Genomic DNA, 21564 nt, shown 5'->3' with positions numbered 1-21564 from the left:
GATTGGCAAGGCATGACCGGCACCGTATATGGCCTCGGCATCGGCCCGGGCGACCCCGAGCTGATTACGCTGAAGGCGCTGCGGCTTCTTCAAAGCGCAGATGTCGTGGCTTATCCCGCCCCCGAAACCGGCGACAGCCTGGCGCGTAAAATCGTTGCGCCGCATCTGAAAGGCGGCCAGACCGAAGTGGCGATCCGCATGCCATTGACGGTGGCGCGTTTCCCGGCCCAGGCCGTCTACGACCAGGCCGCCAAGGACCTCGCCGCGCATCTCGATGCCGGCCGCAACATTGCCGTGCTGTGCGAGGGCGATCCCTTCCTCTACGGCTCATTCATGTATCTGTTCGGCCGACTGGCCGAGCGTTTCCCGGTCGAGGTGGTGCCCGGCGTGTCGTCGCTGAATGCCTGCTCTGCAGCGCTGAAGCATCCCCTGGTCTCCCGCAACGACGTGCTGACGGTGATCCCGGCGCCGCTGGATGACGAGACCATTGCGCAGAAGCTGCTGCACACCGATGCGGCCGCGATCCTGAAGCTCGGTCGTCACGGGCCACGCATCGTCGCCCTGCTGCGGCAGCTTGGCCTGAGCAGCCGCGCGCATTATATCGAACGCGCCACCATGGCCGAGCAGCGCATCCTGCCGCTCGGCGATGTCGACCCGCAGAGCATCCCGTATTTCGCCATGATCCTGATCCACAAGAAGGGCGAGAGCCATTTCATGGAGTTCCAGTCTTGAGCATAGGTAAACCGGCGCTGGTGCTGCTAACCCCCAATGCGCGGGGAACGGCACAGGCACTGATGACGGCGTTTCCGGCCTGGGACGTTTACGCGCCCGACGATGCGGCGCTCGTCCATGCGCTCCCCATCGGCAAGCCCACGGAGACCATGGCGCAGCTCTTCGCGGCCGGACGCCCGGTGATCGGCATCTGCGCCGCCGGGATTCTGATCCGCGCGGTGGCCGGTACCCTGGCCGACAAACGCAGCGAGCCGCCGCTGATCGCGGTGGCGGCCGATGGCTCCAGCGTGGTGCCGCTACTGGGCGGCCATCACGGCGCCAACCTGCTGAGCCGCCGCATCGCCAGCGTGCTGCAGGGCATCGCCGCCGTCACCACCGCTGGCGACCTGGCCTTCGGTCTGGGACTGGACGAACCGCCCGAAGGCTACAGGCTGGCCAATCCCGACGACGCCAAGGGCCTGATGGCCAATCTCCTGCGCGGCACCGGTATCCGCATTGCAGGGGAAGCGCCCTGGCTGCGCGACAGCGGCCTGCCGATCCGCGATGACGGCACCATGCTGATCGAGGTGACGCACAGAGCCGTCGAAGGCAACGCTAATCACCTGGTCTATCACCCGCGCAGTGTCGCCATCGGCGTCGGCTGCGAGCGCAACTGCAAACCCGTCGAACTGATCCGCCTGGTGCAGGGCGTTCTGGATCGCGAAGAGATTGCCCGCGACAGCATTGCCGGCATCTATTCGCTCGACCTGAAAGCCGACGAACCGGCGATGCAGGAACTGGCGAAATGGTTCGACGTGCCCTTCCGTGTTTTCGATGCCGCCACGCTGGAAGCCGAGGCACCGCGGCTGGCCAATCCCTCGGATGCCGTCTTCGCCGAGGTCGGCGTGCATGGCGTGTCGGAAGGCGCGGCGCTGGCTGCCGCCGGACCGGACGGCATCCTCCTGGTGCCCAAGCAGAAATCCGAGCGCGCCACCTGTGCCTTTGCGCTGGCGCCGCTGCCCTTCGACGGGACAACGCGTGGAAAAATGCGCGGCGAGCTGCATGTGGTGGGCACCGGCCCGGGCGATGCGCAATGGCTGACACCGGAAGCACGGATCGCCTTGAGCGAGGCCACCGACTGGGTCGGCTATGGACTCTATCTCGACCTCTATCCCGAACTCGGCATTGGCAAGACGCTCCATCGCTACGAGCTGGGCGAGGAAGAGCTGCGCGTGCGCGCCGCCCTCGACTTGGCCGCCGAAGGCCGGCGCGTGGCGCTGGTCTGCTCGGGCGATCCCGGTATCTATGCCATGGCAACGCTGGTTTTCGCCCTGCTGGAGAAAGAACCGGAACGGAAAGACTGGCAGCGGCTCGCCGTACAGGTCGCGCCCGGCATCTCTGCTTTGCAGGCCGCAGCGGCGAAATCCGGCGCGCTGCTGGGTCATGACTTCTGCACGATTTCGCTGTCCGACCTGCTGACGCCGCTGGAAGCCATTCTCCAGCGCATCAAGGCCGCAGCCGAAGCCGACTTCGTCATCGCCTTCTACAATCCGGTATCGCAGCGCCGCCGCCACCAGCTGGAACTGGCGAAAGACATCCTGCTGCAGCATCGCCCGCAGGACACGCCCGTCGTGCTGGCCCGCAATCTGGGCCGCGAGGGCGAACGCATCACCCTGACGACCCTGGCTGCGCTCGACATCGACGCCATCGATATGCTGACGGTGGTGCTGATCGGCTCGTCGGCCAGCAGGGCGATAGCCATGCCTGATGGCCGCCGCTTTGCCTATACGCCACGCGGCTACGAAAAGAAGTTCACGGAATGACTGTCCACTTCATCGGTGCCGGCCCCGGCGCCCCGGACCTCATCACGCTGCGCGGTGCGACGCTCATCAAAGCGTGCAAGGTTTGTCTTTATGCCGGCTCTCTGGTGCCGAAGGAGATCGTCGCGCTGGCGCCGAAGAAGGCACGCGTCATCGACACCGCACCGCTGAACCTGGACGAGATCATGGCCGAGATCGTCATGGCTCATGACAAGGGACTGGATGTCGCGCGCGTGCATTCGGGCGATCCGTCTTTGTACGGCGCCATCGCCGAACAGATTCGCCGGCTGAAAAAACTCGACATTCCCTATACCATCACGCCCGGGGTTCCTGCCTTCGCTGCCGCCGCCGCGATCCTGCAGACCGAACTGACCCTGCCCGACGTGGCGCAGAGCGTGATCCTGACCCGCACGGCGATGAAGTCATCGGACATGCCGGCTGGCGAGACGCTGGCCAATTTCGGCAGGACCAAGGCCACGCTGGCCATTCATCTGTCGATCCGAAACATGAAGCATGTGATCGAGGAACTGACGCCGCATTACGGGACCGATTGTCCGGTCGCCGTTGTCGTCCGTGCCACCTGGCCGGACCAGGAAATCATCCGCGGCCGGCTTTCGGATATTGCACCGAAGGTGCGGGCGGCCAAGATCACCCGCACGGCACTGATCCTGGTCGGCCGCGTGCTGGGCGAGGATACTGCCTTCAGCGACAGCGCGCTGTATGACCCGAAGCATGTGCATGTGCTGCGGCCGGGGAAGACGAAAAAATAACATCTGTCATGCCACCGCTTTCGCGGTGGCATGACAGATGCTGTTATAATGCCGCGATGTTAATCCAGCCCAGCGCGGCGCCGACTGAATCGAGCGCTTCGCCCGGTGGCAGCGGCGGGCGTTCGATCATCAGGACGGGAAGATGAAGTTCGGCCGCAGCCGCCACCTTGGCCGCTGAGCCGCCGGAATTCTTGGTCACCAGCAGATCGATGCGGTGCTGCTGCATCAGCGCCTTCTCGTCATCGGGCGAGAAGGGGCCGCGGCCCAGAACCAGTTCGCCGGCCGGCAGCGCCAGCCCCGCGGCTGGCGGATCGATCATGCGGGTGAGAAACCAGCGGGCATTGCCATGCGATGCAAGGCCGCCGCCCAGCGGCACGAAGGGTCCCAGTTCCTGCCGGCCGACGGTAAGGAAAATCCGGTGCGCCGGATGGAAGCGCAGGAACACCGCCGCCGCCGCCACGCTTGGCATCATGGTCCAGCGATCGCCCGGCGCGGCCACCCAGGGCGGCCGCACCAGCTTGGCGCGCGGAATGCCCAGCGCGGTGCAGGCCTCGTGGGCATGGCGCGCCATCTGGGCCGCGAAGGGATGCGTGGCATCCAGCACCAGGTCGATCTTCTCGGCGACCAGATAGCTGCTCAGGCCTTCGATGCCGCCGAAGCCGCCAATGCGCACCTCGCCCGGCGGCACCTGCGGATTCTCGGTACGGCCGGCCAGCGAGGAAATGCAGCGCACTTTCGCATGGCCCGCCAGTTCGCGCGCCAGCCGCAGCCCCTCGGCCGTGCCGCCGAGCAGCAGGAGATTACGCTGGCGTGCCATGCGCTCTCCCGACGATGCTGCCGGCACGATCCACGGCGATGACATCGATGACGATGGCCGCCGGACTGACGATGCCCTGGGCCACGGCGCAGGCCCGGCGCGCCACCAGATCGCCGAGCGGCAGACCGGCGGCCTGCGCCATCTGCAGAACCTGCAGGGCCGTATTGGCCGCCTGCGCCTGCGCCACCTGATCGGCGGAGGCGCCCAGCTCACCCAGCCACCGGGCCAGGCTTTCGGCATCGACCTGGCTGCGGCCGGAATGCAGGTCCATCTGGCCCTGCGCCAGTTTCACCAGTTTGGCGAAACCGCCGCCGATGGTCAGCCGCGGCACCGGATGCTGCCGCAGGTATTTCAGCAGCGCGCCGGCGAAGTCGCCCATATCGAGCAGCGCCTGATCGGATAATCCATAGAGCGTCTGCACCGCCGCCTCGGAGGTCGAGCCGGTGCAGCCGGCGACATGATCCAGACCGGCGGCCACCGCCACATCGACGCCGCGATGGATAGAATGAATCCAGGCCGAGCAGGAAAACGGCACGACGATCCCGGTGGTGCCGAGGATGCTCAGGCCGCCGACAATGCCGAGCCGCGGATTCCAGGTCCGTTTCGCCAGGTCCGCACCGCCAGGCACCGCGATCTCGATTTCCACATCGCCGGCATCGCCATGCGCGGCGGCAACCTGCTGCACTACCTCGGCCATCATGCGGCGCGGCACCGGGTTGATCGCCGGTTCGCCCGGCGGCAGCGGCAGGCCGGCCAGCGTCACCATGCCCACGCCTTCGCCGGCCCGGAACTGCACGCCGCTGCCCGGCGACCCGCGCGAGACCCTGGCAACGATCAGCGCCTGATGCGTCACATCGGGATCGTCGCCGGCATCCTTCACGATGCCGGCCCGGGCCCAGCCGTCGCCCTGCTGTTCGGTCGCCAGCGCAAAGCTGGGCGTTTCACCCTTCGGCAGTGTGATGGTCACCGGATCGGGGAATACGCCGGTCAACAATGCCTGATAGGCAGCCGCCGTCGCCGCGGTGGCGCAGGCGCCTGTGGTCCAGCCGCGGCGCAGAGGTTTATCCGGCGAGAGGTCCGTCATGGGAGGCGAAGTATACACCGGCGACCGTGCGGTGTACCCTCACGCCATGCATTTGCCCGCTCTCGACATGCCCGTTTTTCCGCCCGGCCAGGTCTGGCTTGCCGGCGCCGGTCCCGGCGATCCGGGGCTTTTGACGCTGCATGCGGTGAATGCGCTGAACCAGGCCGATGTCGTCGTCTATGACGCGCTGGTCGGCGAAGCGATCCTGCGCTGTGCCCGGCCGGCCGCGGTGCTGGAATACGCCGGCAAGCGCGGCGGCAAGCCCTCGCCGAAGCAGCGCGATATTTCCATCCGCCTGGTCGAGCTGGCGCGCCAGGGCAAACGCGTGCTGCGGCTGAAAGGCGGCGATCCCTTCGTTTTCGGCCGCGGCGCCGAGGAAGCCCTGGCGTTGCGCGAGGCCGGCATCGGCTTCCGCGTCATCCCCGGCATTTCGGCGGGTATCGGCGGCCTGGCCTATGCCGGCATTCCGCTGACGCATCGCGACACCAACTCCTGCGTCACCTTCCTGACCGGCCATAACGCCAGCGGCGAAGTGCCCGATAGCGTCGACTGGGCCGCCATGGTGCGCGCCTCGCCGGTGCTGGTGATCTACATGGCGATCAAGCATCTGGATATCCTGGTGGCCAAGCTGCGTCATGCGGGTCTGAGCGCCGACCGCCCGGCGGCCCTGGTGAGCCATGCCACCCTGCCGCAGATGCGCGTGCTGACCTCCACGCTGGACCGCGTGGTGGCCGAGGCACAGACCGCGCAGATCGAACCGCCGGCACTGCTCGTGGTCGGCGAGGTGGTCAACCTGCATCAGGTCTTCGGCAGCAGCGACCTGCAGGCGATGCCAACCCCCGTCGCGTCATGCCAAGCGGCCTCGTAATCGCCGCGCCCGCGTCGGGCAGCGGCAAAACCACCGTGACCCTGGCGCTGCTGCGCCTGCTGAGCCGCGAAGGCCGCAGCGTCACCGCCTTCAAGACCGGACCGGATTACATCGACGGCGCCTTCCATCGCGCCGCCGCCGCCAGCCGCCCCTGCTACAATCTCGATCCTTATGCCATGCGTGCGGAAACCGTTGCCGCCGTGCTGCGCGCCGGCGCCGAAGAGGCCGAGGTGGCGGTGATCGAAGGCGTGATGGGCCTGTTCGACGGCGCCGCCAGCGGTGAAGGCTCGACCGCCGATCTGGCCGTGCGGCTCGGCCTGCCGGTGATGCTGGTGGTGGATGCGGCGCGCCAGAGCCAGTCGGCCGCAGCATTGGTGCATGGCTTCCGCAGTTTCCGCAGCGATGTCGCAGTCGCCGGCGTCATTCTCAACCGCGTCGCCTCACCCCGTCATGAAGCCCTGCTGCGCGAGGCGCTGCAGCAAAGCGGCATCCCGGTGCTGGCCGCCCTGCCAGCGGAAACCGAACTCGCCCTGCCGAGCCGCCACCTGGGCCTGGTGCAGGCCGGCGAGCATGAAGGTCTGGATCTTTTTCTCGACCGCGCCGCCGACTGGCTGCACCGGCATCTCGACCGCGCGGCATTGGATACCCTGCTGCAGCCGCTGGCCATTGACGGCACGGCGAAGCTGCGGCCGCTGCAACCACTCGGCCAGCATATGGCGGTGGCGCAGGACGAGGCCTTTGCCTTCGCCTATCCGCATCTGCTGCAGGGCTGGCGCGACCAGGGTGCGGATTTGAGTTTCTTCGCGCCGCTGCAGGATCAGGCGCCGTCGCCGCAAGCCGATGCCGTCATCCTGCCCGGCGGCTATCCCGAACTGCATGCCGGTGCCCTGGCGGCGAACCAGACCCTGATGCGCGGCCTGCACGATGCGGCGGGCCGCGGCGTGGCGATCTATGGCGAATGCGGCGGCTTCATGCTGCTGGGCCGCAGCCTGACCGATGCGACCGGCCACAGCCATGCCATGGCCGGGCTGCTGCCGGTGGCGACCAGCTTCGCCGAGCGCCGGCGCAGCCTGGGCTATCGCCGCATCGTCACCCTGGCCGAGACCGCGCTCGGCCCGAAAGGCAGCCGTTTCCGCGGCCATGAATTCCACTATTCGGTGCAGGTCGACGACATCGATCCGGCACAGGCGCTGTTCAGCCTGCAGGATGCGGTCGGCGCCGATCTCGGCCCCGCCGGCTGCCGGCAGGGCAGCGTCTGCGGCAGCTACCTGCATTTGATCGACCGGGAATGAACGACTTGCCGGAATAGATGAGTGGACTAGAATTGTGATCCGGTCGTTCTCTCTGGCATTGCATGATCAACTGGATCGATATTCTTTCACCGAAACTGCGGCAGCTGCACCAGGACTGGATTCACTATCGCGGCAGTCATTTGATGCCGGTGGTGACGACTTACAATGACTTCGCCCGCATCGACAGCGTGGAACATGCCGACAGCCAGACAGTCGTGGTGATGTTCCCGCAGGTGGGTCCGCCCCTCTGCAAGCATGTCGGCAGCGACCTGACGGCCATTATGTCCGATTTCCGCTCCGGCATCAGCTTCAGCGACCTGCGTTCGCCTGTGATGCGCACGGCGGTCAGCCAGCCGTTCCATCGCATTGTCACCAGCCGACAACCCGAAGTGCGCCGCAGCCGCCTGGTGTCGGCGGCGCGCGCCTACGACTACGAACTGCTGCTGCTGCCCTTCAGCGACACGCGGCTGCATGTGCGCATTGTTCATGCCGTCTATGACCTGACCGGCATCGACTGGAAGAAGGCCGCCGCATGATCGAGGCTCCGATCCCCGAGAACGACACCTATCGCCTGGCTGCACTGCATGCGCTGCCGCTGCTCGATACGCCGCCGGAGCCGGATTTCGACGCCATCGTCAATCTGGGGCAGTCGCTGTTCCGCACCGAAAGCTGCCTGATCACCCTGGTGGATACAAACCGCCAATGGTTCAAGGCCTGCATTGGCTTCGATACGGCCGAAGGCCCCCGCGCTACCTCCTTCTGCGGCCATGCCATTCTGCAGTCTGACGTCTTCGTCATTCCCGATGCCCGCGAGGACGAGCGGTTCCACGACAATCCCGCCGTCACCGGATCGCCCTTCGTGCGCTTCTATGCCGGCGCGCCGATCCTGCTGCCCAGCGGCTATACCATCGGCACGGTCTGCATCTTCGATCCGCGACCGCGCCATGATTTCGGCCTGGTCGAATGCGCGCGGCTGGCCAACCTGGCCAAGATGGCACTCGGCGCCATCACGCTGCGCGCCCTGCGCGGCGAGGTCGACCAGGCCCGACAGGCGGTCGAGCGGCACCAGAGCGCCCTGCTAGCGGTGCCGGGCCCGGTCGCCCTGCTAGATGTGGAAGGCCGCCTGACCTTCTTCAACGATGCCTTCGCCGCGCTCTGCCCGGCCTGGCCGTCGGAGGGCGATGCCGCCGCCGCTGCGCTGGGCCTGTCCTGGTCGCCGGTTGCCATGCTGGCCTCCGGTGCAGGGGAGACGACACTGCCGCATCCGGCGCTGCCCAGCGGCCTGGTGGTTTACCGCGACCCCGACGGTTTCATCGTCACGGCGGCCCCGCCGGCCTGAATCTGGCGGCCTGCGGACCGTCACCGAAACAGTATTGCGCGGGACTCGGGCGCTGCTACGATCCGCAGTGCTGGCCCGATTCGCCAATTTGGTCCGGGCTTTAACCCTTCCTTTGCCGGTTCTGCGTTAGTCACCGCTTTCATGCTGTCGCGATTCGCCCTTGCCCTCTGTCTGATTCTGGCCGGCCCGGCATCCACCGCCCTGGCCGCCGAGGCCGCGACCCTGACGGCGCCCAATGCGGCCAGCGCGTCCCCCGTGCCCGACAAGGGCCTCGATTCCGGCCTGCCGCTGCCGCGCTTCGTCAGCCTGTCGTCGGACAAGGTGAATGCCCGCACCGGCCCTGGCGCACGCTACCCGATCGCCTGGCAGTACCAGCGCCGCGGCCTGCCGGTGGAAGTGGTGGCGGAATACGAATACTGGCGTCGCATCCGCGACCATGACGGCACCGAGACCTGGGTGCACAAGAACCTGACCTCGGGCAAGCGCTTCGCCGTGGTCGACGGCACCGTGCGCTCGTTGTTCAAGAAGGCCGACACGGCCACCGACGTGCTGCTGACGGCCGAACCCGGCGTGCAGGCCCGCGTGCGCAAATGCCCGGACCTGAACTGGTGCCAAGTGGAGATCGCCGGCACGCGTGGCTGGATTCCGCGCCAGCACCTCTGGGGTCTCTATCCTCAGGAAACCTTCGACTGACCCTGGCGATGGCCTGCGACACCGCGTCGCGGCATCGGGGCTGCCCTGCCGCCCTATCCTGAATGCCATGAGCCACGACGACGATACCACTCTTGCCCAGCGCCAGGCGCGCCGCGCCGCCATTTCGCCCGGTGCCCATGCCGGCGTGGATGAGGCGATGGTGCGGGCGGTGGTGCATGGCTTCTACGACCGCATCCGCAGCGACGACCTGCTCGGACCGATTTTCAACGGTGCGATCCAGGATCGCTGGGATCATCATCTGGCCAAGATGGTGGATTTCTGGTCATCGGTGCTGCTGATGACCGGCCGCTACGAGGGCCGGCCGATGGCGGCGCATCTGATGCTGGATTACAAACGCGGCGAGCAGGGCATGCCCCGGCTGGACGAGCCGCATTTCAATCACTGGCTCGACCTGTTCCGCGCCACGGTCTCCGGCCTCTGTCCGCCCGAAGCCGCGGCGCTGTTCGTCAATCGCGCCGAAAAGATCGCCCAGTCCTTTGTGATGGGCATCCGCTTCCATCGCGGCCAGGAACCCGACTGGCTCGGACCGGTAAAAAGTGAACCGGTGAAAAGCGAGCCGGTCAAACCGGCCTAGACATAATGCGTGAGGCGCTGGCCTGGCAGCAGATCGTAAGCCGATTGCCAGCCGGGCAGAGCCGCGATCCGCTGCAGCCAGGCATGAATGGCCGGATGACTGACGGCGAAATCGTAGCCGGTTTCATCCGCCGGATAATGCAGATAGGCCATCATCGAAAAATCCGCCACCGTCGGCTCTGCGCCCGCGGCAAAGGCCGTGCCCTGCAGATGCTGCTCAAGAATACTGAGGAAATCGTCGAGGCGCCGGCGGAAATACTTCAGCACCTGCGGATCGGGATTGGGTGTGAAGGTGCGGTGAAACCGGTAGGTCGCCATGTAGCCGGTGAGCTTGTGGTTATCCCAGAACAGCCAGCGCAGCACTTCGAATTTTTCCGCCTCCGTCGTGCCGCCGAATTTTCCGTACTGCTCCGCCAGCTTGAGCAGGATCGGCGCCGTCTGAGTCAGGCGCACGCCGTCTGCCTCCAGCACCGGGATTTCGCCCATCGGGTTGACGGCTTCGCGCCAGGCCGGCGTGCGCGTGACACCGCCGCCGAAATCGGTCCAGACCGGCTCGAAGCGCTGGCCGCAGAGCGTCAGCATCAGGGCCAGCTTGTAGCTGTTGCCCGATTCCGGGAAATAGTGCAGCCGATAGGCCGGCATCCCGCGCGCCCTCAATAGAGGCGGTTCTTGTAGCCATCGGCGATGCTGGCCTCGACCACGGCCAGATCGACGCCCGCCACCTGATCGGCGATCACCTTGCCCAGACTGGGGAAGCTGCTGCGCGGCACATGCTTGTCCGGGTTCCACAGATCGGAGCGCATCATCGCCTTGGCGCAATGGAAGAAGACTTCGCGCACCATGATCTCCAGCGCCGAGGAGGGCGCCTTGCCCTGCGCCGTCATCGGCGCCAGCCGGGCCGGATCGGTGATGACTTTCGCCGTGCCGTTGACGCGCAGCGTCTCGTTGATGCCCGGCACCAGGAACAGCAGGCCGACATGGGGGTGCTGCACGACGTTGCGCAAGGAATCGATCAGGTTGTTGCCGCGCCGGTCAGGCAGCAGCAGGGTGCTGTCATTCTCCACATGCACGAAGCCCGGGGCATCGCCGCGCGGCGAGCAGTCGGCGCCGTCCGGCCCGCTGGTGGACAACGCCAGGAAGGGCGACAGCGCAATGAAGGCTTTGGCATGCTTGTCGAGGCGCGGAATGATTTTCCGCTGAACGGTGTCGCTCGGTTCGGCATAGCAGTCGCGCAGGGCGGCTTCGGATTCAAGGACGGACATGGGGAACCTCCAGCCGGCATCGTGCCGGTGCAATGCCGCCGGATCAATCCTCGGCCCAGGGCTGCGGATGCCGGCGACGTTCAGAAGTCGTTCAGATACCGGAAAGATGCCGTTCAGGACAAGCAACGATTTGAAATTGCGGCCTTTCCCGGCTGCCCCTACTGCAGTCTGAGCGCCGCCTGCGGCGCCCGGACCGACAGTGGGGGACATGCCGTGACAACACGTTTTGCCTGGAGTGCAGGCTTCACCGGCGCCAGCCTTGCGGCGCTGATCCTGCTGCCTGCCGGCCTGGCCATGGCGCAGGAAAGCCCGAAGCTGCCGCCGCTGCCCAAGAACTTCCCAATGATGGTCGGCAACCTGATCGTGCTGCCCCATGCCTCGGAAACGCTGGAGCATGTGACGGGCTTGGCCTCGAACACAGTGCTCGACAGCACGACCTTCAAACCGCGCCGCGTATCCGACCAGCGCGCCGTCACTGCGGCGGGCGCCAAGGCGATATATTCGGTCAGTCCCAAAAGCATGCTCGATTTCGGGTACAACCTGCAGTCCCTCAACTATCTCGACCATGACGAATTCAACTTCCTGACCAACACACTGAACGCCGGCATGGTGCACAGCATCGATTCCTACAATTCATTGTCCTTCAACACGGGCATCACCCGTGCGCTCGCCACCGGCGATTATGACGGCTATTACTGGCGACCGCATGTGAGCTTTGGCTATACACGACTCTTCAACGCCCAGATTTCGCTGACCACCGGCGTCGATCTGGCCCATTACACCTTCGACAGGGCCGAGCGCCTGGACAGCGACATGTTCAGCCTGTCGGCCACCCCGCGCTACCGCTTCAAGAATCTGCCGCTGGATGCCGCCTTCAGCCTGTCATTCGGCCGCAACAACGCCGAGATCGCTGCGCAGACCTTCAGGTTCGTCGAGGCCTCGCCCAGCCTGACCTGGAAACTGAGCGAGCGCGACTCCATTCAGGGCGCGCTGCGCTATGGCAACTACGACTTCGCCGGTCCCGACCTGGTGCAGACCGCTATCACGCGCGAGGACCGCATCTGGGGCGGCTCGATCGGCTATTACCGGCAATTGTCGCAGGATGTCGTGCGGAACCTGACGGCTTTCGCCCGTTACACCCATGTGGACACCGATTCGAACATCGACCGCCAGAGCTACAGCTCTCACGTCGTGTCGATCGGCCTTTCGGCACGATTCTGAGCGGAGCTGAACGATGATAAAGATGATCAAGCGGATATGCATGCTCGCCACGCTGGCACTGCCGCTCCTGTCCCTGCCTGCCCATGCACAGAACAACACCACCAGCATGGAGCAGTTACAGCAGTTGTACACCGCCTATTTCGGCAGGCCGGCCGATACTCAGGGATTAGAAAACTTTCCACCGCCCACCCAGACAGAGATGGTCTTCATATTGTCCGCCCTGGACAATCTAAGGACGACACCGGATGGTACGGGGCTGGATCCGGCAAGCTTGGAGTTCCTGCAGGCCTTCGCAGGCGATTCCGCGAGGTTCAGCGCGTTTATGCAGACCATGAATAGCCTCACCCAGAAGATGATAGAGTTCATGACCACAGCAATGCAGTCGGGCAATCCGTCTGAGATTTTCACTCTCATGGCGCAGTTCGGCTCGAACCCTGATTTCATTCCGGGCAGTGGCACCTTCGGCGGCGGCCCTCTGGTGCCGAGCGGTCCATGCCCGCCGGGCCAGACCTACAGCGCCGGCGTCGGCTGCATCTGACGGCCTGCTGCCAGAGACCTTGCAACCGCGGGGAAGTCTGTCAGGCTTGCGGCACGGAGAGCACAGGCTCTGAGAGAGCACAGACCCGGGAAGATGGACCCAGTCAAAACAGTCAGCGGCACAGCGGCGGAAGAGACCGTTAGCGCCGCGCCCGAAACCGAAGGCCGGCTGCTGATCGTCGATGACGATCCGGTTACGCGGCATCTGCTCTGCAGCTATTTCCGCCAGGCCGGCTATCACGTGGCGGAATCCGACAGTGGCGCCGATGTCGAGGCGCAGATCGCCGCTGCGCCCTGCGATATCGTCCTGCTGGATATCCGCATGCCCGGCCGTAACGGCCTGGATATCACCCGCTCCTTACGCGTCCAGAGCAGCATCGGCATCATCCTGATCAGCCAGCTTGCCGACGACACCGATCGCGTGATCGGTCTGGAGATCGGTGCCGACGACTACATCACCAAGCCGTTCAACCTGCGCGAGGTGCATGCGCGGGTGAAAAGCCTGCTGCGACGCATGGCGCTGTGGACACGGCCCGACGACAGCGACGTGATCCGCTTCCAGGGCTGGCAGTTCGACCTCGCCACCCGCCGCTTGCTCTCGCCGCAGGGCGAAGAGGTGCGCCTGACCGGCGGCGAATTCCAGCTTCTGGCCTGCCTGGTGCAGCGGCCCAAACGCCTCACGCCGCGCAGCCATCTGATCGCTATGGTCAGCGACGGCGCGCGCAGCATGTCGGCCGAAAGCATCGACGTGCTGATCTCGCGCCTGCGCCGAAAACTGGGCGACGATACGCGACCGCCCCGGCTGATCGTGACGGTGCATGGCCAGGGCTATGTGTTTGCCGCGCCGACTTACTGACCTCCTCGCCGCGCTGCCGCTGCTCCTGCTGCTGGCGGCGACGCCGGCACGGGCGCAGGAGATTCCCACGCTGACGCTGCGCGATGGCACGCTGATCGACCTGATGGTGCAGGCGGCGCGTTATGACGGTGACCCCGCCGGCGAGAGCGATCCGGCCTATCCGGCACTGCTGCGCCGCGCCTTCGCGCAGGCCGCGCCGGCGCCGGCGCCATGGCCGGATTACAGGGCGCTCTGGCTGGCCGTCCGGCTGGTGAATCAGAGCACATTGACGGACTGGATGCTGCGGATGGATACCGATCCGCTCTACCTGCCGCAACTTGTCGTGCTCGATGATACCGGCACCCTGCTGTCGGTGGCGCGACGGCTGGACGCCCGCGCGGCCCTGCCCGAAACCGGCGCCGAGATCGGCGTCGGCCAACGCTTCCAGGTCACGGTTCCACCGGGTCAGGCCCGGATCGTGTTGCTGCGCGTCAACGCCCTGGGTTTCGGATCGCTGGTGGCCGATATCCTCAGCCGCGACGCCTGGACCGTCTGGGCGATCCGGCACCAGGCGGTTCTCGCTCTGGCGGTCGCCCTGATCGCCGCCACCGGCATCTACACCATGGTGATCGGCACCGGCATCGGCCGCATGGCCTATCTCTGGTACGGCCTGCATTGCGCCACGGTGCTGGTCTTCTGGCTCAATCTCTATGGCGTCTTCGCCGACCTGTTCGGTTTCACCGACCATACGCGGCTGCTCTACAAGGCATCGTCGATGGCGCTGGTGGCGATCGCACCCCTGCTGACGCGCGCGTTGCTGGATGTGCAGGATTTCGCGCCGCGCCTGAGCACGGCGCTGCTGGTCTGCGGTATCGCCGGATTCGCCCTGATCCTGCCGATCATCGTGCTGCATCCCTGGCCCGACCTGCAGCGCGCCTGGCTACGCGGACCCGACTGGCAGTATCTCGTCGCGGTCGTCAGCTATTGCCTGATCTTCCCGGCCGGCTTTCTGGCGATGTGGCATCGCGTCGCCGGCGCCCGCTGGTTTCTGGTCGGCTGGCTGACCTATATCGCCGGCACCTTCTACACACTGGCCGCTTATTTCGGCTTCGTGCCCTTCACCGGGATGATTCTGTTCGTGGGTTTCATCACGGCAAGCTGGGAGGTGCTGTTCTCGGCCCAGGCACTGGCCACCCGCATCCGCCTGCTGCAGGCCGAAAAGATCGAAGCGCAGGCGCAGCGCCGTGCGCAGCAGGATTTCCTCGCCGCGATCAGCCACGACCTGCGCACGCCGCTGAATGCCATCCTCGGTGCGGCTGCCATGCCTGATGACCGCAGCCTGACTGAAGCCGCGCGCCTGCGGCTCGCCGCCATCCGCCGTGCCGGCAAGATCCTGCTGGCGCTGATCTCCGACCTGCTCGACCGCGCCTCCTTGAGCAGCGGCAACCTGACCATCCTGAAACGGCCGGTGGCATTGCAGGACTGCGTGCAGGAAGCCGTCGACCTGGTACGCGAGCGCGCCGAGGAGAAGCGGCTACGGCTGCGCATCAACATCGACCCGGCCCTGCCGCATTCGGTGATCGGCGATGAGCTGCGGCTGAAGCAGATCCTGTTCAACCTGGTCGAGAATGCCGTGAAATTCACGCCGCGCGGCGAGGTGACGGTCACCGCCAGCGCGCTGCCCTCGCCGGCCGCGCCGCGTCTGGCCATCGCCGTGCACGACAGCGGACCAGGCATTCCGGCCGCCGAACAAGGCATCATCTTTGCCCCATACCGGCGCGGGACGGCCATCGAGGGTGCTGGCCAGACGGCGGCTGCGGGCGGCAGCAGCCGCGGCCTCGGGTTATCCATCGCGCGCGACCTGGCGCGGGCCATGGACGGCGACCTGATCGTGGATAGCGCGCCAGGTGAAGGCAGCTGCTTCACCCTGACCCTGCCGCTGGTCTCCGCCGCGCCCGCCGATCGCCTGGTGGCCAGCCAGTTTATCCTGCTGGTCGACGATCTGGCGCTCAACCGGGAAACCGGCGCAGCCCTATTGCGCAGCGAAGGCCATATCCTGCGCAGCTGCGGCAGCGGCGAGGCGATCCGGCATGTCGAGCAGGATGCCCTCGACCTGGTGCTGCTGGACCTGCAAATGCCGGAAATCGACGGCTTCGAACTGGCGCGCCGCATCCGTCACCTGGGCGACGAGCGCAAGGCCAACCTGCCCATCATTGCGCTCAGCGCCCATGTTGACGAAACCGTGCGGCAGCGTCTGACTGCTGTCGGTGTCTTCGATATCCTGCAAAAGCCGCTGGGTCTGGACAGTCTGAACGCCATCCTGCAGCAGGCCATCGAGACCGCGCCGCGCAGGGTCAACTATGCGCTGCAACTCCGCGTCGCAGGCGAGATTGGGCGGGCCAGCTGGGTCGTGGCGCTGCGGCGCTTCCGCGACGCCAGCGAAAATCTGCTGCAGGAAATCGCAGAGGCGCAACCGATGCAGCGTGCCGAACTGCTGCACCGGCTCGCCGGCATGGCCGGTGCCGTGGGACTGGAAGCCGTGTCGCATGAGGCCGCCACCCTGGAACAGCGCCAGCGCAACGGCAACAGCATCCTGGATGGACTGCCCGGCCTGCGCGATCTGTGGTCGCGCAGCCTGGCGCGCTGTATCCCGTAACGATCAGGACGGCAGATCCGCCGCGATCACCACGCTGGGGGCCGAACGGGTGGCCGGGCCGTGGAACACCGCCTCGATATTGTTGCCATCGGGATCAAGCGCGAAGGCGGCATAATAGTCGGGATGGTATTTGTCGCGCGGACCGGGCGCGCCATTGTCGCGGCCGCCGGCAGCCAGCACGGCGGCATGGAAGCGCTTGACCATGGCCTCGTCGGCGGCCTGGAAAGCGATATGCGCCCGGCCGGTGAGATGGAAATCCGCATGGGCTTCGACGGTACTGACATACAGCTCGTCGACGAAAAAGAAGCCTGGGCCCTCGCCCCCGATCTTCAGGCCCAGGGCGCCGAAGGCCGCCTCGTAGAATTTGCGCGCTGCCGCCAGGTCGCGGACCACCAGCTGGATGTGATCGATCAGTCGGCCACGATGGAACTGCATGTGTTTCCTCCGGAGCGGAATGCCCTGCCGCAGATAACCCGCGACACGGCCTTTTGCTCCGGACGAAACGGCAAAGATCAGGTTGCCGTGATGTAGGGAATCCCGGCGATCACGCTGCTGAGCACCACGCCGTTGACCAGCATGCCCGCGACATGCAGCCGGCGCAGCCGGGTCACCGCGGCCACATCGCCTTCATCCCGGGCCTGCAGCGCCGTGTCGAAATGGCGCATGAACCAGCGATGGGCAAAGAACGTGCAGCTGGCCAGCAGGAGCATGCCAAGCGCCGGCCAGGCCTTGCCCGCCACCGCATAGGCCAGTAGCGCCAGCGGGCTGGTGACCAGCAGCATCCAGAAATAGCCCCGGAACATGGCGCGCAGTAGCCGCGGCACCGAGGGAATGGTGAAGCGCACCAGCAGGAAGGCCGGACAGGCGAGGAACAGGTATCCCAGCGGGAACAGCAGCAGGATGGTGGTGAGCAGAACGTAGGATTCGGGCGTCATAACCCATCTCGCGCGACCGTGGACGACCGGGCCATATTATACCAGCCGTACCGGTATAATACCCCCCAATGGTCGAAGCCGCTCAGGCGAAATCCTGCGCCAGGCTGGCGCGCACCGGCTCCGGGATCACGGCGATATGGCCGTAAGCGGGATGTTCGATGGCCAGCAGCACGCGGTCGGCCGCCTTGAACCCCGCCACCTGTTCGGCGGTGAAGGGGAAACGCAGGAAATGCACCGACGAGGTCTTGCCGTCCTCGCGGTTGCGCTCGGCATCGTCCTCGGGGACCGCCTTCACCTTGTGGCCGCCGAATTCCAGCACCACCATCTGGTCGATATTGGTGAGCTGGCCCAGCAGCACCGGGCGGCGCACCGGATCGTCCACCTCGATCATGAAGGTGCAGACCAGTTCAGCACCCTTGGGGATCAACGGCGCATAGGCATGCAGCTCGTCGGCGATCTGCTCCTCGCCGCCCTTCTCGATGAACAGCATTTCGTGAATCTGCCACCACATGGTGGCGTAATTCTCGAAATAGAAAGTGCAAAACGGGCCGACGCCGACCCGGCGGTTCTTCTTGATGGCGACGATCTCGGCACGCTTGTCCTTGCGGACTTTCTCGAAGTCCGGCATCGCCAGGATGTCGTCGCGTGTGATCGTCGTTTTGGTGTTCATCAGATCAACCCATATGCCTTTGCAAACAGCTCCACCGGATGATCGGCCTTGGCCGGCAGGGTGAAGCCTTCTTTATCCTTGCCCTCGCGCTCCATGCCCTGGCGGATATGGATGGCGGCGAGCGGGCATTCCGACGCGATATGCGCCTTGTTCTCTTTCACCGCGGTGCGCATGACCGGCTTGCCCACCTTCATGCCGACCTCGAAGAACTCTTTCCGCACGCCCCATGAGCCGCCATGGCCGGCACAGCGCTCGATCACGGCCAGGTCCTGGCCCTGCTTCATCTCCGGGATCAACTTCATCATCTCGGTCGCCTTGTTACCCATATTCTGGGCACGGGCATGGCAGGCCAGATGCAGGGTGACGCCGCCTTCCAGCGGCTTCAGGCCCGGCGCCAGGCCATGCTTCTTGGCGATGTCGACGATGCATTCCGAAATGTCGAAGGTAGCCTGGGCCAGTTTTTTCACCAGCGCGTCGTCGGGCAGAATCAGCGGCCATTCGAATTTCAGCATCAGCGCGCAGGATGGCACCAGCGCCACGATGTCGTAGCCTTCGTCGATCAGCGGCGAAAACGCCTCCGCCACCACGCGGGCCTTCTTGGCCACATCCGCAATGTCGCCCTGCTCCAGCCGCGGCATGCCGCAGCAGCCGGGATATTCGACCCGCAGGTCGACGCCGTTATGGGCGAGAATCTTCTGCGCGGCGACACCGATATCGGGATTGTTGTAGTTGCCGAAGCAGGTGGCGTAGATCGCCGCCTTGCGTTTTCCAAAGGCGGGAGCCTCGCGGTTCACCGCCGCCGGCTCGGATTTGGCGCGCGCCACCAGGGTTTTCGAGTGGAATTTCGGCAGCTCGGCATCACGATGGATGTCGGTGACGGCTTCCATCACCGGACGGGTCAGCCCGTTGCCGCGTTCGGAGGCCCAGTTGGCAATCGGCGCCACCAGGCCGGCGAGCTTGCCGTTGCGATCGGTCTGCGAGAGCTGGTCGCCAATCGCATCCTTGTGCCCATGATGCCGTTCGGCGGCGCGATACCGCAGCATCAGATGCGGGAAATCGAGTTGGAATTCATGCGGCGGCACATAGGGGCACTTGGTCATGTAGCACAGGTCGCAGAGCGTGCAGGCATCCACGATCGGCTTGAAGTCCGCCGACTTCACTTCATCGAGTTCGCCGGTCGGCGAGGCATCGACCAGATCGAACAGGCGCGGAAAACTGTCGCAGAGATTGAAGCAGCGGCGACAGCCATGACAGATGTCGAGCACGCGCCGCATTTCGGCGTCGAGTTTTTCCAGGTCGTAGAAATCGGGATTGTTCCAGTCGAGCGGATGCCGGACCGGCGCCTCAAGGCTGCCTTCGCGCATGGTAGTCCCCCGGATGGGTGCGTCTAACGTGCTGGTCATCTGCGGAGCGCCAGCTTGGGGCGATGCGCTCCGCAGATCGTTACGTCACCAGGGCCGGGAAATCAGCCCAGCGTGTCGAGCGCCTTCTGGAAGCGGCCGGCATGGCTCTTTTCAGCCTTGGCCAGCGTCTCGAACCATTCGGCGATCTCGTCGAAGCCTTCCTCGCGGGCGGTCTTCGCCATGCCGGGATACATGTCGGTGTATTCGTGGGTCTCGCCGGCAACGGCGGCCTTCAGGTTGTTCGAGGTCTCGCCGATCGGCAGATCAGTGGCCGGATCGCCGACTTCGGCCATGAATTCGAGATGGCCATGGGCATGGCCGGTCTCGCCTTCGGCGGTCGAGCGGAAGACGGCGGCAACGTCGTTGTAGCCTTCAACGTCGGCCTTCTGGGCGAAATAGAGATAGCGGCGGTTGGCCTGGCTTTCGCCGGCGAACGCGTCTTTCAGATTGCCGTGAGTCTTGGAGCCTTTGAGTGCGGGCATTGCTGGTCCTCCTTGCATTCCCCTGAGCCGCGGGTTCCCCGAACGGGCCCCACAGCGGTCGTCCCGATCTGATGCGGCTGCCATGGGGGACAGCGCGGCAGATTCGGAATCAGCGGATTATGAACCGCAACCGCAGGCCGTCAAGGCGTTTTAGAATTATTCTAAAAGTTGCGAATGGCTCGCAGACGGAGCGTTTCGCGGGCCTCAGCTTTCGAGGCGGACGATCACGTCGACGCGGGCGATTTTCGCGCCCTCGGGGGCCTCGGGCAGGCGGGCCACGGCGATCTCGGTTTCCGGGATGTCACGCAGCTCGCCCGAGCGCTCATAATAGAAGTGATGGTGCGGCGACAGGTTGGTGTCGAAATAGGCCCGGCCGGCATCCACCGTCACCATGCGGAGCAGGCCGGCGGCAGTGAACTGGTGCAGGCAGTTGTAAACGGTCGCCAGCGACAGGCGGGCGCCACGCTCGGCAGCCTCGGTGAACAGGCCTTCGGCGGTGACATGGCAATGGCCGCGCTCGAACAGAATCTCGGCCAGCACCAGGCGCTGCCGCGTGGTCCGCAGTCCGGCACCCTGCAGCCGCGCCGCGGCCGCCTTGAAGCGGGGATCGATCACCTTGGTCATAAGTCTGCATATATAACAGGAGTGGCCCTGAGGCCACCGATTTGTCGGTATTGTTGCATTCCCCTCGCAAGCTGTTGATCGGGCAGGGTCTGTTGCGGCGGCGGCCGGCGTTAACCACTTCGCCCGGGCCGTCGATGCGACCGGATCGCGTCATTGTAACAAGTTGCAACGAAACTGTTGCGGCTGGCCGGGGGATCACTACATTGTGCCCGGAAGGCGATGGCAGACCCGACACTTAAGGGTCATTTGCCACAGAGGGACTGCGCCATCCTGGCAGCAGACGGGTTGAGGATTTCGCGCCAGTGGAACTAAAGAACGTGGAACGGAAGAACAGTTACAGCTACGAGGATCTGCTGGCTTGCGCGCATGGCAAGCTGTTCGGCGAGGGCAATGCCCGCCTGCCGCTGCCACCCATGCTGATGCTCGACCGGATCGTCAAGATCGTCAGCGATGGCGGCAAGTACGGCAAGGGCGAGATCGAAGCCGAGCTGGACATCAAGCCGAACCTCTGGTTCTTCCCCTGTCATTTCGAGAATGATCCGATCATGCCGGGCTGCCTCGGCCTCGATGCCATGTGGCAGCTGGTCGGCTTTTTCCTCGGCTGGATGAAGGCGCCGGGCCGCGGCCGCGCGCTCAGCGTCGGCGAAGTGAAATTCTCCGACATGGTCACGCCGGCGGCCCAGAAGATCACCTTCAAGATCGATATCAAGCGGGTGCTGATGCGCAAGTTCGGCATCGCCATCGCCGACGGCACGATGTTCATCGACGGCAAGCCGGCCTATGAATGCAAGGACATGCGCGTTGGCGTGTTTCCGGATGGCATGGCGCCGGCTGCTGCCTGATGCGCGCTGTCTGACCCGGCTGCGCCGTCACACGACGGCCCTATATTTGTGAAAGCATTGTCGTTGCGGCCAGCATTCGCTAACCCGGCCGCATAACAGGAGCCTTACG

General features: G+C 65.4%; 24 protein-coding genes and 2 pseudogenes. 16 read left to right on the top strand and 10 right to left on the bottom strand.

The features are described from left to right. Positions 1-12: 12 nt before the first annotated feature. From cobI to cobM, 3 genes are read left to right on the top strand one after another with little or no spacing between them, the layout of a single operon-like run. Entirely contained in the window at positions 13-732 is a 720-nt protein-coding gene (gene cobI, locus AC1ROB_RS04005; RefSeq protein WP_492973603.1) for a precorrin-2 C(20)-methyltransferase, read from the top strand. After that, on the top strand, positions 729-2534 hold the full coding sequence (gene cobJ, locus AC1ROB_RS04000; RefSeq protein ID WP_492973604.1) for a precorrin-3B C(17)-methyltransferase: 1806 nt from the start codon (positions 729-731) through the stop codon (positions 2532-2534). Before cobI ends, cobJ begins: the two co-directional genes overlap by 4 nt. Next, the gene (gene cobM, locus AC1ROB_RS03995) at positions 2531-3301 is read left to right on the top strand and encodes a precorrin-4 C(11)-methyltransferase (RefSeq protein ID WP_492973605.1); all 771 of its coding nucleotides are present in this window, start codon (positions 2531-2533) and stop codon (positions 3299-3301) included. Before cobJ ends, cobM begins: the two co-directional genes overlap by 4 nt. A gap of 43 nt (positions 3302-3344) precedes the next feature. Here cobM and AC1ROB_RS03990 read toward each other — a convergent pair whose 3' ends face one another. Continuing rightward, complete coding sequence (locus AC1ROB_RS03990; RefSeq protein ID WP_492973606.1) at positions 3345-4118, bottom strand: cobalt-precorrin-6A reductase; 774 nt, start codon at positions 4116-4118, stop codon at positions 3345-3347. Then, a complete protein-coding gene (locus AC1ROB_RS03985) occupies positions 4102-5202 on the bottom strand; it encodes a cobalt-precorrin-5B (C(1))-methyltransferase (protein ID WP_492973607.1) in 1101 nt (366 codons plus the stop codon). The genes AC1ROB_RS03990 and AC1ROB_RS03985 overlap by 17 nt, the downstream gene beginning before the upstream one ends. A gap of 46 nt (positions 5203-5248) precedes the next feature. On the opposite strand from AC1ROB_RS03985, the gene cobA reads away from it, so the two are divergent. The 6 genes from cobA (at position 5249) to AC1ROB_RS03955 (ending at position 9989) form a co-directional block, all read left to right on the top strand. Then, positions 5249-6070, top strand: coding sequence for a uroporphyrinogen-III C-methyltransferase (gene cobA / locus AC1ROB_RS03980; RefSeq protein WP_492973653.1), 822 nt, complete (start codon positions 5249-5251; stop codon positions 6068-6070). Further along, positions 6052-7362: a cobyrinic acid a,c-diamide synthase CobB gene (locus AC1ROB_RS03975; protein WP_492973608.1), complete on the top strand. Its 1311-nt coding sequence runs from the start codon at positions 6052-6054 to the stop codon at positions 7360-7362. The genes cobA and AC1ROB_RS03975 overlap by 19 nt, the downstream gene beginning before the upstream one ends. Positions 7363-7424: 62 nt before the next feature. Continuing rightward, on the top strand, positions 7425-7898 hold the full coding sequence (locus AC1ROB_RS03970; protein WP_492973609.1) for a PAS domain-containing protein: 474 nt from the start codon (positions 7425-7427) through the stop codon (positions 7896-7898). Then, a complete protein-coding gene (locus AC1ROB_RS03965; RefSeq protein ID WP_492973610.1) occupies positions 7895-8701 on the top strand; it encodes a GAF domain-containing protein in 807 nt (268 codons plus the stop codon). The genes AC1ROB_RS03970 and AC1ROB_RS03965 overlap by 4 nt, the downstream gene beginning before the upstream one ends. A gap of 141 nt (positions 8702-8842) precedes the next feature. Continuing rightward, on the top strand, positions 8843-9394 hold the full coding sequence (locus AC1ROB_RS03960) for an SH3 domain-containing protein (RefSeq protein WP_492973611.1): 552 nt from the start codon (positions 8843-8845) through the stop codon (positions 9392-9394). Positions 9395-9461: 67 nt separating this feature from the next. Then, positions 9462-9989 (top strand): group III truncated hemoglobin, encoded by a 528-nt coding sequence (locus AC1ROB_RS03955; RefSeq protein WP_492973612.1) that lies wholly within the window; start codon positions 9462-9464, stop codon positions 9987-9989. Here the strand turns inward: AC1ROB_RS03955 and AC1ROB_RS03950 are convergent. Together AC1ROB_RS03950 and AC1ROB_RS03945 are read right to left on the bottom strand one after the other, a co-directional pair. Then, the gene (locus AC1ROB_RS03950) at positions 9986-10630 is read right to left on the bottom strand and encodes a glutathione S-transferase family protein (protein ID WP_492973613.1); all 645 of its coding nucleotides are present in this window, start codon (positions 10628-10630) and stop codon (positions 9986-9988) included. The two genes, AC1ROB_RS03955 and AC1ROB_RS03950, sit on opposite strands and share 4 nt — an antisense overlap. Before the next feature lie 11 nt (positions 10631-10641). After that, a complete protein-coding gene (locus AC1ROB_RS03945; protein ID WP_492973614.1) occupies positions 10642-11250 on the bottom strand; it encodes a pyridoxamine 5'-phosphate oxidase family protein in 609 nt (202 codons plus the stop codon). Between the two features lie 213 nt (positions 11251-11463). On the opposite strand from AC1ROB_RS03945, the gene AC1ROB_RS03940 reads away from it, so the two are divergent. The 6 genes and pseudogenes from AC1ROB_RS03940 to AC1ROB_RS03915 all read left to right on the top strand — a co-directional run bounded on the left by AC1ROB_RS03940 (position 11464) and on the right by AC1ROB_RS03915 (position 16499). Continuing rightward, a complete protein-coding gene (locus tag AC1ROB_RS03940; protein ID WP_492973615.1) occupies positions 11464-12471 on the top strand; it encodes a hypothetical protein in 1008 nt (335 codons plus the stop codon). Positions 12472-12484: 13 nt separating this feature from the next. Beyond that, complete coding sequence (locus AC1ROB_RS03935; protein WP_492973616.1) at positions 12485-13009, top strand: hypothetical protein; 525 nt, start codon at positions 12485-12487, stop codon at positions 13007-13009. Between the two features lie 93 nt (positions 13010-13102). Beyond that, a pseudogene (locus AC1ROB_RS03930) lies at positions 13103-13447 on the top strand (response regulator); the annotation flags it as partial. Next, positions 13436-13526: pseudogene (locus AC1ROB_RS03925) on the top strand (DNA-binding response regulator); the annotation flags it as partial. The pseudogenes AC1ROB_RS03930 and AC1ROB_RS03925, both read left to right, overlap by 12 nt. Further along, complete coding sequence (locus AC1ROB_RS03920) at positions 13523-13864, top strand: winged helix-turn-helix domain-containing protein (protein WP_492973654.1); 342 nt, start codon at positions 13523-13525, stop codon at positions 13862-13864. The pseudogene AC1ROB_RS03925 and the gene AC1ROB_RS03920, both read left to right, overlap by 4 nt. Next, positions 13845-16499, top strand: coding sequence for an ATP-binding protein (locus AC1ROB_RS03915; RefSeq protein ID WP_492973617.1), 2655 nt, complete (start codon positions 13845-13847; stop codon positions 16497-16499). Before AC1ROB_RS03920 ends, AC1ROB_RS03915 begins: the two co-directional genes overlap by 20 nt. Before the next feature lie 3 nt (positions 16500-16502). Here the strand turns inward: AC1ROB_RS03915 and AC1ROB_RS03910 are convergent, their stop codons facing one another. From AC1ROB_RS03910 to irrA, 6 genes are all read right to left on the bottom strand, one after another. After that, the gene (locus tag AC1ROB_RS03910) at positions 16503-16934 is read right to left on the bottom strand and encodes a VOC family protein (RefSeq protein WP_492973618.1); all 432 of its coding nucleotides are present in this window, start codon (positions 16932-16934) and stop codon (positions 16503-16505) included. 77 nt (positions 16935-17011) lie between these two features. Next, positions 17012-17434, bottom strand: coding sequence for a hypothetical protein (locus AC1ROB_RS03905; RefSeq protein ID WP_492973619.1), 423 nt, complete (start codon positions 17432-17434; stop codon positions 17012-17014). Between the two features lie 82 nt (positions 17435-17516). Further along, positions 17517-18104 (bottom strand): DUF3501 family protein, encoded by a 588-nt coding sequence (locus AC1ROB_RS03900; protein WP_492973620.1) that lies wholly within the window; start codon positions 18102-18104, stop codon positions 17517-17519. Then, entirely contained in the window at positions 18104-19468 is a 1365-nt protein-coding gene (locus AC1ROB_RS03895; protein WP_492973621.1) for a (Fe-S)-binding protein, read from the bottom strand. Before AC1ROB_RS03895 ends, AC1ROB_RS03900 begins: the two co-directional genes overlap by 1 nt. A 101-nt stretch (positions 19469-19569) precedes the next feature. After that, positions 19570-19989 (bottom strand): rubrerythrin family protein, encoded by a 420-nt coding sequence (locus tag AC1ROB_RS03890; protein ID WP_492973622.1) that lies wholly within the window; start codon positions 19987-19989, stop codon positions 19570-19572. 204 nt (positions 19990-20193) lie between these two features. Then, a complete protein-coding gene (gene irrA / locus AC1ROB_RS03885) occupies positions 20194-20613 on the bottom strand; it encodes an iron response transcriptional regulator IrrA (protein ID WP_492973623.1) in 420 nt (139 codons plus the stop codon). Positions 20614-20915: 302 nt separating this feature from the next. On the opposite strand from irrA, the gene fabA reads away from it, so the two are divergent. Further along, the gene (fabA, locus tag AC1ROB_RS03880) at positions 20916-21455 is read left to right on the top strand and encodes a bifunctional 3-hydroxydecanoyl-ACP dehydratase/trans-2-decenoyl-ACP isomerase (RefSeq protein ID WP_493031391.1); all 540 of its coding nucleotides are present in this window, start codon (positions 20916-20918) and stop codon (positions 21453-21455) included. The last annotated feature ends 109 nt before the right edge of the window (positions 21456-21564 follow it).

This window comes from Ferrovibrio sp. GW821-FHT12F09 (genome assembly GCF_058806775.1).
This window is presented reverse-complemented; position numbering and strand designations above follow the sequence as displayed.

Coding starts and splice junctions, on each gene's coding strand:
- cobM (WP_492973605.1), top strand. CDS start 2,531: ATGACTGTCCACTTCATCGGTGCCGGCCCCGGCGCCCCGGACCTCATC.
- AC1ROB_RS03890 (WP_492973622.1), bottom strand. CDS start 19,989: ATGCCCGCACTCAAAGGCTCCAAGACTCACGGCAATCTGAAAGACGCG.
- irrA (WP_492973623.1), bottom strand. CDS start 20,613: ATGACCAAGGTGATCGATCCCCGCTTCAAGGCGGCCGCGGCGCGGCTG.
- AC1ROB_RS03990 (WP_492973606.1), bottom strand. CDS start 4,118: ATGGCACGCCAGCGTAATCTCCTGCTGCTCGGCGGCACGGCCGAGGGG.
- AC1ROB_RS03960 (WP_492973611.1), top strand. CDS start 8,843: ATGCTGTCGCGATTCGCCCTTGCCCTCTGTCTGATTCTGGCCGGCCCG.
- AC1ROB_RS03910 (WP_492973618.1), bottom strand. CDS start 16,934: ATGCAGTTCCATCGTGGCCGACTGATCGATCACATCCAGCTGGTGGTC.
- AC1ROB_RS03965 (WP_492973610.1), top strand. CDS start 7,895: ATGATCGAGGCTCCGATCCCCGAGAACGACACCTATCGCCTGGCTGCA.
- AC1ROB_RS03935 (WP_492973616.1), top strand. CDS start 12,485: ATGATAAAGATGATCAAGCGGATATGCATGCTCGCCACGCTGGCACTG.
- AC1ROB_RS03945 (WP_492973614.1), bottom strand. CDS start 11,250: ATGTCCGTCCTTGAATCCGAAGCCGCCCTGCGCGACTGCTATGCCGAA.
- cobA (WP_492973653.1), top strand. CDS start 5,249: ATGCATTTGCCCGCTCTCGACATGCCCGTTTTTCCGCCCGGCCAGGTC.
- AC1ROB_RS03895 (WP_492973621.1), bottom strand. CDS start 19,468: ATGCGCGAAGGCAGCCTTGAGGCGCCGGTCCGGCATCCGCTCGACTGG.
- AC1ROB_RS03920 (WP_492973654.1), top strand. CDS start 13,523: ATGGCGCTGTGGACACGGCCCGACGACAGCGACGTGATCCGCTTCCAG.
- AC1ROB_RS03985 (WP_492973607.1), bottom strand. CDS start 5,202: ATGACGGACCTCTCGCCGGATAAACCTCTGCGCCGCGGCTGGACCACA.
- AC1ROB_RS03955 (WP_492973612.1), top strand. CDS start 9,462: ATGAGCCACGACGACGATACCACTCTTGCCCAGCGCCAGGCGCGCCGC.
- AC1ROB_RS03975 (WP_492973608.1), top strand. CDS start 6,052: ATGCCAAGCGGCCTCGTAATCGCCGCGCCCGCGTCGGGCAGCGGCAAA.
- AC1ROB_RS03900 (WP_492973620.1), bottom strand. CDS start 18,104: ATGAACACCAAAACGACGATCACACGCGACGACATCCTGGCGATGCCG.
- cobI (WP_492973603.1), top strand. CDS start 13: ATGACCGGCACCGTATATGGCCTCGGCATCGGCCCGGGCGACCCCGAG.
- AC1ROB_RS03950 (WP_492973613.1), bottom strand. CDS start 10,630: ATGCCGGCCTATCGGCTGCACTATTTCCCGGAATCGGGCAACAGCTAC.
- AC1ROB_RS03905 (WP_492973619.1), bottom strand. CDS start 17,434: ATGACGCCCGAATCCTACGTTCTGCTCACCACCATCCTGCTGCTGTTC.
- AC1ROB_RS03970 (WP_492973609.1), top strand. CDS start 7,425: ATGATCAACTGGATCGATATTCTTTCACCGAAACTGCGGCAGCTGCAC.